Below are 13,860 nucleotides of genomic sequence, written 5' to 3' on the forward strand. Positions count from 1 at the left end.
GCAGGTGAAGGGGTGGCGCGGGAGAGGCCGTTCAGGCCAGGTTGATCCAGGTGGTCTTCAGCGCCGTGTACGCGTCCAGCGCGTGCAGGGACTTGTCACGGCCCGCGCCGGTGGCCTTGAACCCGCCGAAGGGCGTGATGACATCACTCGCGTCGAAGGTGTTGATCCAGACCGTGCCGGCCCGCAGCCGCTGGGCGGTGCGATGGGCGAGGGTCACATCACGCGTCCAGACGGACGCGACGAGCCCGAAGTCGCTCTCGTTCGCCAGCCGTACGCCCTCGTCGGCATCGCCGTCGTACGTCACCACGGCGAGGACCGGGCCGAAGATCTCCTCCTGGCCGACCGCGGAGGTGTTCGCCACGTTGTCCAGCACGGTCGGCTCCATATAGCTGCCGCCCGACTCGACGAGGGTGCGTCCGCCGCCGAACAGCACGGTGGCCCCGTCCCGTGTGCCGCGCCCGACGCAGCCGAGGACCCTGGCCAGCTGGGTCTCGTCGACGATCGGTCCCATGACGGTGGCCGGGTCGAGCGGGTCGCCGACCCGGAAGGTCTCGGCGGTGATCCGGCGTACGGCGTCCAGGAGCCGGTCCTTGACCGAGGTGTGGACGACAAGGCGCGAACCGGCGTTGCAGGTCTGCCCCGCGTTGTAGAAGATGCCCCAGGCCACGGCGGACGCGGCGGCCTCGATATCGGCGTCGGGCAGCACCAGCTGGGGCGATTTGCCACCGGCCTCGACGGCGATCTGCTTGCCGTTGGACTCGCCCGCGTACACCTGGAAGAGCCGGGCCACCTCCGTCGAGCCGGTGAAGGCGATCTTGTCCACCTCGGGATGGCGGCCGAGCGCCTGCCCGGCCACTTCGCCGCGCCCGGGGATGACATTGAGGACTCCGTCGGGCAGGCCCGCCTCGGTGGCGAGCGCGGCCAGCCGCAGGGCGGCCAGGGAGGTCTGTTCGGCGGGCTTGAGCACCACGCTGTTGCCGGTGGCCAGGGCCGGGCCGAGCTTCCAACTGGCCACCAGCAGGGCGTAGTTCCACGGTACGACGGCGCCGATGACACCCAGCGGCTCCCGTGTGATCAGTGCGAGCGCGTCGCCGGGCGTCGGCGCCACCTCGCCGTACGTCTTGTCGATGGCCTCGGCGTACCAGGCGATGGTCTCCGCGGTCTTGTCCACGTCGATACGCACCGACTCGGTGATGGGCTTGCCCATCTCCAGCGTGTCGAGGAGGGCCAGCTCCTCGGCGTCGGCGCGGATCAACTCGGCCCAGCGCAGCAGAACACGCTTGCGCTCCTTGGGCGCGAGGCCGCGCCAGCGCCCGTCCTCGAAGGCGGCACGCGCGGAACGCACCGCCCGGTCGACATCCTCGACGCCCGCGGCCCGCACCTCGGCGAGTACGGCGCCGTCGCGCGGCGAGACGCTGGTGAAGACGTCGTCGGAGGTGGCGTCCGTGAAGGTCCCGTCGATGAACAGGCGGGTTTCGAAGGTGAGTTTGCCCGCCGCGGCCATCCAGTCGTCGTACGAACGGGTCAGCAGCTCGTCGATGGTGTACGTCACGCGATCCTCCAGCGGTCGATGGCGTCCTCGTCCAGCTCGATGCCGAGCCCGGGTGCGGCGGGCACTTCCAGGTCGCCGTCCGCGTTGACGCGCACCGGTTCGGCGAGCATGAAGTCGCGGCGCTCCGGGGTCCAGCCGGGCGGGTCGTAGGGGAACTCGAAGAACGGACCGCCGCCGACCCCCGCGGACACATGCAGGTTGGCGAGGACGCCGATGCCGTTGGTCCAGCTGTGCGGGGTGAACTGCCGGTTCCGCAGCTGCGCCAGCTCTGCCAGCGTGCGGGCGCGGTGCATGCCGATCGCGAGCACCACGTCCATCTGGTAGATGTCGAGGGCGTCCGCTTCGAGGTAGCGCAGCAGCTCGGTGGGGGAGTGGTGCATCTCGCCGGCGGCGATGCGCACCCCGGGGTTCTCGGCCCGCAGTCGTTTGAACCCGTCGAGGTCGGCGTAGGGCAGTGGCTCCTCTACCCAGAACACATCGAGATCCGCGAGCCGCCCGACGATCTTGCGCGTCTTGGCGAGGTCGGAGGCGTTCGCGGTGTCGCCCGCCATCCGCCACGACTGGTTGAGGTCGACCATGATCTCGAAATCCGGGCCCAGCTCCTCGCGCACCGCCCGCACCGCCGCGATTCCCTCGTCGACGCGGTGACGGTCGATCCGGATCTTCATCGCGCGGAAGCCCGCGTCCCGGACCTTCACAGCGGTCGCGACACGCTCCTCGGGCGTCGTGAGCTCACCGGAGGACGCGTACGCGGGCAGTTTCTTCGCCGCGTTGCCGAACAGCTCGGACACCGGACGGCCGTGCACCTTGCCGATGATGTCCCAGAGGGCCGCCTCCAGGGGCCAGTAGGAGGCGCCATGGAAGTTGGCGGTCTCGATCGCCTTGACATGCCGGGTGATGTCCAGCGGGTCTTCGCCGACGAACAGGTGCCGGTAGGTGTGGAAGCCGTCCATGAGATCGCCGGAGCCGATACCGGTGATTCCCTCGTCGGTGTGGACGCGGACGATCGTGGCGTCGAAGTGGCGGCGCGGCTCGGGGTCCCAGGCGGCGCGGAACGGCGGATCCAGCTCCAGGCGCAGCCGGTCCAGGGTGATGTCGGTGATCTTCATCGGGCGAGCACCTCGGCGGTGGCGGAGTAGAACGGGTTCGCCGGGCCCTCCTCGGCTGCCGCCAGGATGTCCGGGACGGTGGGCGTGCCGGACACGGCGGCGCGGATGGCCCCGTACGCGGCGGCGCGCTGGTTGCGGAAGGACATGTCCAGGTCGTCGACCGCCGGGTTGACCCACACCGCGGCGATGATCCGCAGGTCGTCGGCCTCCTCGGCGGGCAGCAGACCCTCCTCGACCGCGTCCACGACACCCTGCGCCACACCGGCCTGGGCGGAACCCCAGGTGGCTCGCTGATGCAGCTCGCCTTCCGCGGCGGCCTTGTTCACGAACAGGGTCAGCGGCTTCACCGGGACCGAGGGCCGGATGACCGTCATGAAGGGGACGTGCCCGGCGCTCGGCGTGGCCAGGGCCGTGACCCAGGCCGTCTCGACGGGACCGGCCCCGCGCCCGATCGCGATGTTCGTGTGTGCGGCGTTCGCACCCTCACCGACGAAGGACTCGCCGATGAGCGTGGCCGGGGCGAAGGGGGTAGGCATGGGATCTCCAGGATCTCCGGGAGCGGGAAACGGACGGGCCCGGGGACAAAGCTCGCATTCGGCGCAGTTCATCCGGCCCGTCGCGGCGAATCTAAGTGCGCCACCACCCCCTCGCAAGGTCGTCGCCGGAATCGAAATGCCGGTTGCTCTCCTGACAACCATGCGCTTGACCTGGGGTTCCCACGGTGCGGCTCTAGGATGGCGCGTGTGACGAACCATCCCGTTCCCGGCCCCGCCGACCCCGGGGACCACGCCGGTTCCCGCGCCTCCCGTGACCAGGACGGCCCCACCGCCCGGCGCGGCCACGGTCTGCGCCGGGACATCGACCTGCTGGAGGCGCTCGCGTCGGACGAGGCGCAGAACGCCGGCGGCCTCGGGGTCGTACGCCTCGCACAGCTGGTGGGCCGCGAGAAGACCCAGATCTCGCGGGCCCTCCAGGCCCTGGCCGCGGAGGGGATCGTCGAGCGGGACCCCGACACCCTGGAATACCGCCTGGGCTGGCGGCTCTACTCCCTTGTCGCACGGACCTCGGAGAACCGGCTGGTGCGCATGGCGGAGCCGGTCATGCACGCCCTGTCCGCCGACCTGGAGGAGACCAGCCATCTGTGCGTGCTGAGCGACCGCGATGTGCTCACCCTGCTCTCGGTTTCCGGGCACTCCTTCCGTGTCCACGGCTGGGAGGGACGTGGCGTGCCCGCTTGGCAGACCTCGGCGGGGCGGGTCCTGCTGGCCGACGCCACGCCGGACGAGCTGTACGTCCGGTTCGGCACCACCTTGGAGCTGCCGGTCCCCGAGCTGTGGGCGCTGATCCAGGAGGCCGCGCGGCGGGGATACGCGAGGGTGAGCGAGGAGTTCGAGGCCGGCCTGGTCGGCGTCTCGGCGCCGGTGCGCGACTTCCGGGGGCGTGTCATCGCGGCGATCAACATCTCGGCGCCGAAGGTCCGGTTCGGTGACCGCCTCGACCAGGCGGGCCGCACCACGGCCGTGGCGGCGGCCCGGGTTTCCGCGTTGCTGGGCTGGGAGCCGCGGCGGCCACCGTCGGCCCGGACACGGCTTACCTGAAGGGCTGGGTGCCCGGATCCCGCGGGGGAGGGAACGTCGCCTGTTTCGGTGCATGATCCGCGGGTTGCCCTGAGAGCAACCCCCGTTGCGATCCGAGAAGCGGCCTTGTCGGCCGTATGACGCGCTCGTAAATTCACCGCGAACCGGACCCGCTCCCGTTCGGCATGGAGAAAAGAGCAGCTCATGAACCTCGTCGGCATCGACACCCTCGCCAAGGCACCGCTCGCCGAAGGCGATGTCCTCCTCGCCGGCCGCTGGCGCGCGGCCGAGGGCGGACGGACGTTTCCCGTGTATGACCCGGCCACCGGCGAACTGATCCGCGAGGTGTCCGCGGCGGGGCCGGAGGACGCCCTGTCCGCGATCGACGCGGCCGAGTCGGCGGCCGCCGGGTGGCGCGCGACACCGGCCCGTCGCCGCTCAGAGATCCTGCACCACGCGTTCACACTGATGCGCGGGCACACCGAGACACTCGCCCGCCTGATCGTCGCGGAGAACGGCAAGGCCTACCGGGACGCCGTGGCCGAGGTCGGTTACGCGGCCGAGTTCTTCCGCTGGTTCGCCGAGGAGGCGGTCCGGATCGGCTCCTCGTTCGGTGACGCTCCCGGCGGTGGCTTTCGCCATGTCGTACGCAAGCATCCGGTCGGCGTCACCGCCTTCGTGACCCCGTGGAACTTCCCGGCGGCCATGGCCACCCGGAAGATCGCGCCGGCACTCGCGGCGGGCTGCCCCGTACTCCTCAAACCCGCCCCGGACACCCCGCTCACCGCCCTCGCGGTGGCCGCGCTGCTCACGGAGGCGGGGCTGCCCGACGGGTTGCTGAACGTCCTGCCGACCGACCGCGCACCCGAGGTGGTCTCGGTCTGGCTCGGCGATGAACGCGTACGCAAGTTCTCCTTCACCGGCTCCACCGCCACCGGCAGGGCGCTCCTCGGACAGGCCGCCCGCAACGTCGTCAACGTGACGATGGAACTGGGCGGCAACGCCCCCTTCATCGTCTGCGAGGACGCCGACATCGACGCGGCGGTGCGCGGTGCGATGGACGCCAAGATGCGCGGCGGTGGCGCGGTGTGCATCGCCGCCAACCGGTTCTTCGTCCACCAGTCCGTCGCGGCCGAGTTCATCGAGAAGTTCGGTGCGGCCATGAACGCCGTACGCTGCGGCCCCGGCCTGGAAGAGGACATCACGCTCGGCCCGATGGCCAACCGGACGGTCGTCGACAAGATCCGCACGCTGGTCGATGACGCGATCGCCCGCGGTGCGAGGGTCGCCGCGCGGGGCACGGTGCCCGAAGGGCCCGGATTCTTCCACCCGGCGACGGTCCTCGTCGATGTGCCCGACGACGCCCGCATCTTCCACGAAGAGGTCTTCGGACCCGTGGCACCGATCACCACCTTCACCGATGAGGACGAGATGCCGGCCCGAGCCAACGCGACCGTGCACGGCCTCGCCTCGTACGTCTACACACGCGATGTGGCCAGGGGGCTGCGCATCGCCGAACGGCTGGAGACCGGCATGGTCGGCCTGAACCGGGGCCTGCTGTCCGACCCGGCCGCGCCGTTCGGCGGAGTCAAGCAGTCGGGCCTCGGGCGGGAGGGCGGCCGCGAGGGCATCGAGGCGTTCCTGGAGACGCAGTACATCGCCCTCGACTGGCCCACCGGCTGAGCCCGCCGCCTCCCCTCCGCTACCAAGACCGCCTCCCCCTCCCCCCCGTGGACTCTTCCCCCGCTGTGTTCCGGTATGGGCCGTGGCGCCGCCCCGGCCTGCCCGGACACCGAAAGGACAAGGACCGCACATGGCAACGACGCCTGCGACCGACCACCACCTGCCCGGCACACCCCCGACCCCGTCCACCGCCACCGAGCGCGAGCGCCGGCGACTGCACACCAAGCTGAAGCTGGCCACCCAGATAGGCCAGGGCATCGACGGCTACATCATCGGTGGCACCGGCATGGCCATGGGCGCGCTCACCACCGACCTCCATCTCTCCGCCCTGGCGCAGGGACTGGTCGGTGCCTCGCCACTCATCGGCATTTTTGTCGGAGGACCGCTCTTCGGGCGACTGGCCGACCGGCTCGGGCGCCGACCGGTGTTCCTCGTCGACATGATGATCTTCCTCATCGGCTCGGTCCTCCAGTTCTTCGTCACGGACGGCACGCAGCTGTTCCTGATCCGGCTGCTGATGGGCGTGGCGATCGGCGGGGAGTACGCCATCGGCGCACCGCTGCTGTCCGAGTACGCGCCCCGGCAGGGCCGCGGACGGCTGCTGGCCAGCCTGGAGATCAGCTGGTACCTGGGATACGCACTGGCAACCGTGGTCGGGGCGCTGTTCGAGCCCGTCGACGGCGGCTGGCGCTGGTCCCTGGCGAGCAGCGCGGTGATCGCCCTGGTGTGTGTGGCGCTGCGCGGCGGCATCCCGGAGTCGGCGCGCTGGCTGCTGAGCAAGGGCCGCCGGGACGAGGCCGAGGCACTGATCGAGAAGTACGGCATCGAGGTGGACGTCGTCGCCGAGCTCGAGGAGCGCGATGCGGCCCAACGCGAGGGTTTCCGGGCGCTGTTCAGCCCTCGGCATGTGCGCAGCACGGTGTTCGCAAGCGTTTTCTGGGCCGCCCTCGTTCTGCCGTACTTCGCCATCGGCACCTTCTGGACCCAGGTCTTCGAGGCTCTTCACATGGGTGACAACGCGGTCGCTGCCCTGCTCGTCTACTCGTTCACAGCCGTGCTCGGCGTCGCGGCGGGCTGCCTCGCCGTGGACCGCATAGGCCGCCGCAAGCTGCTGATCCCGCCGTTCTGGATCACGGCCGGATGTCTGGCCGTGGTGGCGGTGTGGCCGTCGTCCACCCCCGTCATCGTGGGCGGATTCCTGTTCTTCATCTTCCTGAACGCCGCCTCCAGCGCGCTGACCGCTGTCTATCCGCTGGAGGTGTTCCCCACCTCGCTGCGCACCACGGGCGTCGGCTTCGCGACCGCGATGAGCCGGGTCGGCGCGGCCATCGGCACGTTCCTCCTGCCCATGGGACTCGACCGCTTCGGTGCGGAGTTCGTGCTCCTCATCGGAGCGGGCGTGCTGGCGGCCGGCGGCCTGGTGTCACACTTCCTGGCGCCGGAGACCACCGACATGGACCTGGCCAGGGCGGCGCGCAAGGCGCGTCGGGGCACGGCTTAGGCATCCGGTTGGGCACGTACGGGGCCGTCGAGGACGCGTGGAACGGTCGGGTCATCGGCCGAATCTCCGCACCCCCGCTCACGCGCGGATGTCTGGGACAGCCCGCCACGCGGCGACGGCGGTCGAGGGGCTGCCGGGGCCCCGCGTCGTCCGCCTGGTCGCCCCGCACATCCCGGCCCAACGCTATCTCGCCACCGCCGGCCCACCTCTGGCGCTGTCCCCGGCGAGCGCCCGTACCCTCGGCTGCCAGGGCGGGCCCGATGACCCCGCCGGAGACGGCGGCCTTCGAGCCCCATCCCGACTTCCCGGCGCGGCCCGGAGGGACGCACAAGTAGCCACCCGCGGCCGCCGTGCTGGTCTGGCCGCCGGCGGTGCTGGTGGGCGACCAGGCGATCATGCCGAACGGCAGGGCTCGCGCCGGGGTACGTATTGCCGCCCCTGCTCGATCCGATCAGCGGATCGACGTACCGCACGCCGTGGTCGACCTGGACAGTGGTGGCCGGTGCGGCCCCGGCGGGGGAGGGGGGGACCCCGGGAGAAGGGCCGGGCACCGTCGAAGCCGCTGCGGCGCCGCCGGTGAGCAGCCGCCGCACCGGACGTCTTCTGGACGCTCGCACCCACGATGGCCCCTTCTCACGGGATTCGGGCGGCTGACAACCGGCGGTGCTGCGCCTCAGCGGAACACCCGGAAAGCGGTGCGGACCTCACTGACGAACGTGGCCGGCTGTTCAAGGGCGGCGAAGTGCCCGCCCTTGTCGAGTTCGTTCCAGTGCCGCAGGCCGGGGAATTGGGGCTGGGCCAAACGGCGAGACGGCTGGTAGTAGTCCGCCGGGAAGACGGAGCATCCGGCCGGCACCGGGACAGGCCCCTCGTAGCCGCTGGCGGTGGCGAAGCTCTCCCAGTAGAGGCGGGCGGCTGACGCCCCGGTGGCGGGGATCCAGTACATCATGATGTTGTCGAGGAGCTCATCGTTCGTGAAGACGGTGCCGGGGTCGCCGTCACAGTCGCTCCAGGCCTGGAACTTCTCGGTGATCCAAGCGGCGAGCGCGGCGGGCGAGTCGGTCAGGCCGTAGCCGATGCTCTGCGGGCGGGTCGCGTGCACGGCGGCGTATGCCGACCCCTGGGCGCGGTGCCGGGCGAGCCTGTCCAGTGCCGAACGCTCCGCCTCGGTGAGGTCGTCGGTGCTCTCCGGCTCGGGGAACGGGACCATGTTCAGATGAATGCCGATGACGTTCTCCGGGTGCCGCCTGCCGAGCGTCATCGTTATCCGGGCACCCCAGTCACCGCCTTGGGCACCGTAGCGCGGGTAGCCGAGCCTGCTCATCAGCTGATCCCATGCGTCAGCGATCCGTTCGGTGCCCCATCCGGTCTGGGACGGCTTGCCGCTGAACCCGAATCCCGGCAGGGACGGGCATACGACGTGGAAGGCATCGGCCGCGCTGCCGCCGAACGCGACGGGATCGGCGAGCGGTTGGACGACCTTGTGGAATTCGGCGACCGAGCTGGGCCAGCCGTGCGTGATCAGCAGCGGGACCGCGTCCGGGTGCGGTGAGCGGATATGGATGAAGTGGATGGGCAGCCCGTCGATCTCGGTCGTGAACTGCGGGAACCGGTTCAGCCGTGCTTCCGCCGCGTGCCAGTCGTATTCCTCCAGCCAGTACCGGCACAACTCGCGGATATACGTCAGCTGTGTGCCCTGCGACCAGTCGCCGACGGTCTCAGGCTCGGGCCATCGGGTCCGGCGCAGCCGGTCCCGCACGTCAGTCGCGGTGGCTTCCGGGATGCTGATCTGGAACGGGACGATGTCCCCGGACGGTCCGGTCATGAGCACGCTGCTCCTTCAGGTGGCCTCGGTGATGTTGCGGACGCTCATGTTGTTGTCGGGTTCCACGCTCAGGCTATCTTTCCCCTGGCCCGAGGTTGGCTGAACGTCACCACACCCTCACGTACGACGATTTCGAGTGCTGGCGTGCCGTCACCTCTGTCCGGGGTTGTCGCGGAACCAGGTGCTGGCAGCCGCTGACGCCAGTGCGGCCGCGCACATGGCCAGCCAGGCGAGGCGGAAGCCGTGGAGCGCCTGGTGCCCGAGGATCGCGGTGAGGATCGCTACGCCGAGGGCCGATGAGATCTGACGGGACATCATGAGAACCCCGCTGGCGAGCGAGATCCGGTTCGACGGCAGGGTGGCCGCCGAACCGAACAGCGGCGGCTGCAACAGCGCGGTGCTGACACCGGCGAGTACCGCGCCGGGCAGGAACACGACGAGGTACTCCGGCCGGTCCGTCGCGGTCAGCGCCCACCAGCCGCAGCCTGCCGCGAGGGTCAGTCCGCCCAGCACCGCCGAGGCCCGGGCGCCGAAGCGTGTCACGATACGGCCGGACAGTGGTGCCGTCGCCATGGTGCTGGCAGGCATCGGGGCGATGGCCAGTGCCGCGGTCACGACGGAGTAGTGCCAGCGGCCGGTGAGGAACAGCGTGGCCGCCAGGATCATCGCGGCGAACGCCAGGTAGTACAGGAACACGCCGCTGACGGCGACGGTGAACAGCCGGTGCCGGAAGAGCTCGAAGCTGACCACCGGATCGGGGGTCCGGCGAAGGTGGTGCACGGTCAGCGCCCCCAGCAGGACGGTCGCCACCGTGCATCCGAGGATGGCCTCGGAGCCGTATCCCCAGACCGAAGCCTGCGTGAACACGGTCGTCAGGCCCGCCACGGTGGCCAGCACCAGCGCGGCCCCCGGTAGATCCAGGCGCTTGCGGACGCCCCGCGGGGACGCCGGGAGTTCACGGCGTCCGGCCAGCACCGCGACCGCCACAACGGGAATGTTGATCAGGAAGATCCATCGCCACCCGGCGGCCAGCAGCAACCCCCCGGCCACGGGGCCGCTTCCGGCGCCGGCCGCGGCGACCGCGGTCCAGATGCCCATCACCTTGGGATGTTCACGCGGGGGGAACGCGGGAAGCGCGAGGCCGAGAGAGGTCGGAATGAGGATCGCGGCCGCCACGGCCTGCACGATCCGCGCCGCCACCAGCGCGGGCAGCACCGGGGCAACGGCGCAGCCCAGCGAAGCCACCCCGAACAAGGTCATCCCCAGCAGGAACGCGGGCTTGCGGCCGATGTCGTCGGCCAGTCTCCCCGCCGGCACCAGCATGGCCGCGAGCACGATCGTGTAGGCGTTGAGCACCCAGGACACCTCGGCCAGGCTGGTGCCGTGGAACGTTCTCTCCAGTGCGGGGAAAGCGACGCTGACCGCGAACAGGTCCAGGATGGCGAGGAACTGCGCGGCCGACGCGATCGCCAGGATCCGCCACCGCCGGATGCCGGTCTGAGTGACGGCAGGAGACTCGGTGTTGTGAGCTGTCACGTTCTGGCACCGTACAGAGGCGCCTTGGCGATCACGAGCGGCGTGCTTGCCATCATCCGATAGTTTCGCGACATGACCAAGGTTCCGGGCACTCTGGCGGTGCTGCTCCTGGATCAGCAGGCCGCGATCGAGGTCGCGATCGCGTGCCAGGCCTTCGGCACCCCGCCGGGCAGCCACCCGGCCGGTTGGTACGACATGCGGCTGTGCGGCGCTGAGGACGCAGGGGCCCTGGTACCGCTGCGCGCCTGGTTCGATCACGCCGGGCCGGCCGGCGTCTTCGAGCTGCGCGCCACCCACGGGCTCGATGACCTGGTGACCGCGGATACGGTTCTGGTCCCCGGGACGGGAGACGTACACGGTGATCCGCCGGCCCCGGTGCTGGACGCGGTCCGCGCCGCCCGCACGCGGGGCGCCAGGATGGTTTCGCTGTGCTCGGGCGCCTTCGTGCTCGCCGCGGCCGGGATTCTCGACGGCCGGACGGCCACCAGCCACTGGACGCACGCGCCCATCCTGGCCAGCCGGTTCCCGGACGTGAAGGTGGATCCGAACATCCTCTACACCAACGATTCCGACGTGCTCACCAGCGCCGGCCTCATGGCCGGGATCGACCTGTGCCTTCACCTCATCCGTGAGGATGTCGGAGCCGGGGCCGCGAACGCCATCGCGCGCAGGATGATCGTCCCGCCGCATCGCGCCGGCGGCCAGGCTCAGTACGTGGAATCGCCGATGTCCGCGGCGCGGAGCGGCACCGGCCTGGGAGAAGTGCTGGAGTGGGCAATGGCTCGGCTGGATCAGCCGATCGGCGTCGGGGACATCGCCGCCAGGGCGGGAGTGTCCGGCCGTACCCTGATCCGCCGGTTCCAGGCCGAGCTGGGCACCACTCCCAGCCGCTGGCTCCTCGTCCAGCGGCTGGGCCGGGCGCGAGAGTTGCTGGAGCGTACTGGCCTGCCGGTCGATCTCGTCGCCGAGCGAAGTGGCCTGGGCACCGCGCCCAACCTCCGCGCCCATTTCGCCCGCCAGTTAGGGCTGTCTCCCACCGAGTACCGGCGTGATCACAGCCCTTCCCTCCCGGCGGAGGTGATCACCCGGGCAGACCGGGGACGATGAGCTCGACAAGCCGCTCCCTCACCGGCGTTGGCCGGGCGAAGAGGTAGTCATGGCCTCCCGGCCAGGATTGAACCTCGCAGGTACCCGAGGTGAGTCTCGACCAGGCCGTCATCTCGTCAGCGGTCATGAAATCGCGGTCGCCGAGCCATGCGGTCACCGGGCAGTCCAGGACCGGTTCCGAAGGGACGGGCAACTCCGCGGACAACGCCAGGTCCGCGTACCAGCGCCGCGTCAGCGGTTCCTGGAACTCCGCGGGGAGGTTCCGCCATTCTTCAACGCCGATCCCGCTCAGTTCGGCAAACTGTGCCAGGTCGATCTTGTCGATCTTTCCGCCGGGAAACACGCGGGAGAAGCGGCTCTCGCTCGGATGTGGCCGGTACGAGCTGACGATCAGCCGCCGCAGCTCCCTGTCGGGCGCCAGCCAGGTCGCGATATGAGTACCCACCAGGCCGCCCATGCTGTGGCCCAGTACGTAATACGGCACTTCCGGCAGGGCGGCCAGCGCGTGCGCGAACTCCTGGCGCAGTTGATCCAGTGTCCATTCCGGCGGCTCCGCGTAGCGGTCTTCCCGGCCGGGCGGCTGCACGAGGAGCAGGTCTATGTGGGGCGGCAGCCATTGCGTCCATGTCCAATACGCGCCGGCGGCGCCGCCGGCCGGCGGAACGCACACCAGACAGGCCTCGCCGGGCTGTGCGCCGGAGACTATGTGATGCAGCCACGGCGATGGCTTCCTGAGTGACCTCTGACCCATGACCGCTACCTCAGATCCGACGATTGGGAGGGAGTACGAACCGCCGGAAGACGAGTTCACGCAGCACGTCGTCCCCGGCCTCGACGATGGTCACCGCCCTGATGTCCCGGAGGTATTTGGATATGGGCAGGTCCGTCGTATAGCCCAGGCCGCCGAACATCTCCGACCCCACGGTGGCGATCTGCCAGCCGGTCTGACCACAGAACATCTTGGTGGTCAACGCGGACCGCAGCGCGCCGCGTCGGAGGAATTCGGCCGGCGGGTCGGGCATCGCCATCACGTCGTCGTACTCACGCGCGGCCGCGAGGCACTGGTTGCGCATCACCTCGATCTGCATCTCCATCTGTCCGATCTTGCTCGCGAAAACGGCGTTCTCGATGAGCTTGTGGCCGCCCAGCGGTTTTGTGATCGCGTAGTCCAGACAGATATCGCGGATTCTCCTGGCCACGCCGAGCGCGATGGCCCCGATCAGGATCCTGCTGGAATTGAGGCCGACCTCGATGATCTTGAGTCCGGGACCGTTCAGGACATTGCCGCTCGGCACGGCGCAGTCGGTGAACGACACCTGGTAGGTGCCCGCCGACCGGAGACCGATCATGTCCCATCGTTTGACCACGCGGGCGCCCGGGGTGCCGCGGGGCACCAGGACCGCATGGTAGGAGGCGCCCTTTTCCCTTTCCCCGGCGGACTTGGCGAACACGATGAGGTAGTCGGCGAAGCCGGAGTTGGTCGAGAACATCTTCTCGCCGTTGAGCACTACGTGATCGCCGCGTCTGGTCAGGGTGGTGGTGAGGTTGATCAGCTCGCTGCCGGCCTCCCGCTCGCTGCCCAGGGCGGCCGAGTAGCCGCCGTCACGCGTCATCGCCGTGAGGAACTCCTCCTTCAGCTCGGGCGATCCGTACAGCGAAACCATGGAGCTGCTGAGGACGGAGATCAGGAGTGTGAAGGCCGATCCCGCGTCGGCGTAGGCGAGCTCCGACACGATGTCGACGCTGTCGGCCAGGCCGAGGCCCGCGCCCCCGTACTCCGTGGGAAGCCACCAGTTCAGCAGCCCCTGCTTGTGCAGCGGCCGGTAGAGCTCCAAGGGCGGCTCGGCGCCCGAATCGAACTCCTCGTCGTGCCCGAGAAGAGTGGTCCTGGCGAACTCACGGAATGCCCGCAGCGCCTCTTCCGGCGACGATATCGGCGAGTGGTTCTCAGGATGCATCGCTTCGTCCTT

At 70.0% G+C, this 13,860-nt stretch carries 11 protein-coding genes; 4 read left to right on the forward strand and 7 right to left on the reverse strand.

The window, feature by feature from the left end; genetic code table 11:
* Positions 1–31: 31 nt before the first annotated feature.
* From HUT19_RS34295 to fae, 3 genes are read right to left on the reverse strand one after another with little or no spacing between them, the layout of a single operon-like run.
* Entirely contained in the window at positions 32–1,552 is a 1,521-nt protein-coding gene (locus HUT19_RS34295; RefSeq protein ID WP_217712311.1) for an aldehyde dehydrogenase, read from the reverse strand.
* Positions 1,549–2,661 (reverse strand): mandelate racemase/muconate lactonizing enzyme family protein, encoded by a 1,113-nt coding sequence (locus HUT19_RS34300; RefSeq protein WP_176184157.1) that lies wholly within the window; start codon positions 2,659–2,661, stop codon positions 1,549–1,551. The genes HUT19_RS34295 and HUT19_RS34300 overlap by 4 nt, the downstream gene beginning before the upstream one ends.
* Positions 2,658–3,197 carry a formaldehyde-activating enzyme gene (fae, locus tag HUT19_RS34305; RefSeq protein WP_176184159.1) on the reverse strand — a complete coding sequence of 180 codons (540 nt, stop codon included), beginning with the start codon at positions 3,195–3,197 and terminating at the stop codon, positions 2,658–2,660. The genes HUT19_RS34300 and fae overlap by 4 nt, the downstream gene beginning before the upstream one ends.
* A gap of 207 nt (positions 3,198–3,404) precedes the next feature.
* Between fae and HUT19_RS34310 the strand changes: the two genes are divergently transcribed.
* The 3 genes from HUT19_RS34310 (at position 3,405) to HUT19_RS34320 (ending at position 7,422) form a co-directional block, all read left to right on the forward strand.
* Complete coding sequence (locus tag HUT19_RS34310) at positions 3,405–4,259, forward strand: IclR family transcriptional regulator (RefSeq protein ID WP_254885930.1); 855 nt, start codon at positions 3,405–3,407, stop codon at positions 4,257–4,259.
* Between the two features lie 183 nt (positions 4,260–4,442).
* Complete coding sequence (locus HUT19_RS34315) at positions 4,443–5,921, forward strand: NAD-dependent succinate-semialdehyde dehydrogenase (RefSeq protein ID WP_176184163.1); 1,479 nt, start codon at positions 4,443–4,445, stop codon at positions 5,919–5,921.
* A 130-nt stretch (positions 5,922–6,051) separates the two neighbouring features.
* The gene (locus HUT19_RS34320) at positions 6,052–7,422 is read left to right on the forward strand and encodes an MFS transporter (protein ID WP_176184165.1); all 1,371 of its coding nucleotides are present in this window, start codon (positions 6,052–6,054) and stop codon (positions 7,420–7,422) included.
* Between the two features lie 673 nt (positions 7,423–8,095).
* Here the strand turns inward: HUT19_RS34320 and HUT19_RS34325 are convergent.
* Positions 8,096–9,247 carry an epoxide hydrolase family protein gene (locus tag HUT19_RS34325; protein WP_176184167.1) on the reverse strand — a complete coding sequence of 384 codons (1,152 nt, stop codon included), beginning with the start codon at positions 9,245–9,247 and terminating at the stop codon, positions 8,096–8,098.
* A gap of 150 nt (positions 9,248–9,397) precedes the next feature.
* Positions 9,398–10,783 carry an MFS transporter gene (locus HUT19_RS34330; RefSeq protein ID WP_176184169.1) on the reverse strand — a complete coding sequence of 462 codons (1,386 nt, stop codon included), beginning with the start codon at positions 10,781–10,783 and terminating at the stop codon, positions 9,398–9,400.
* A 72-nt stretch (positions 10,784–10,855) separates the two neighbouring features.
* Between HUT19_RS34330 and HUT19_RS34335 the strand changes: the two genes are divergently transcribed.
* A complete protein-coding gene (locus tag HUT19_RS34335; RefSeq protein ID WP_176184171.1) occupies positions 10,856–11,890 on the forward strand; it encodes a GlxA family transcriptional regulator in 1,035 nt (344 codons plus the stop codon).
* Here HUT19_RS34335 and HUT19_RS34340 read toward each other — a convergent pair.
* Both HUT19_RS34340 and HUT19_RS34345 read right to left on the reverse strand, forming a co-directional pair.
* Positions 11,865–12,641, reverse strand: coding sequence for a thioesterase II family protein (locus tag HUT19_RS34340; RefSeq protein ID WP_176184173.1), 777 nt, complete (start codon positions 12,639–12,641; stop codon positions 11,865–11,867). The two genes, HUT19_RS34335 and HUT19_RS34340, sit on opposite strands and share 26 nt — an antisense overlap.
* 10 nt (positions 12,642–12,651) lie before the next feature.
* On the reverse strand, positions 12,652–13,848 hold the full coding sequence (locus HUT19_RS34345; RefSeq protein WP_176184175.1) for an acyl-CoA dehydrogenase family protein: 1,197 nt from the start codon (positions 13,846–13,848) through the stop codon (positions 12,652–12,654).
* Between the last annotated feature and the right edge of the window lie 12 nt (positions 13,849–13,860).

This window comes from Streptomyces sp. NA02950, from assembly GCF_013364155.1.
Classification (GTDB): Bacteria; Actinomycetota; Actinomycetes; order Streptomycetales; family Streptomycetaceae; genus Streptomyces.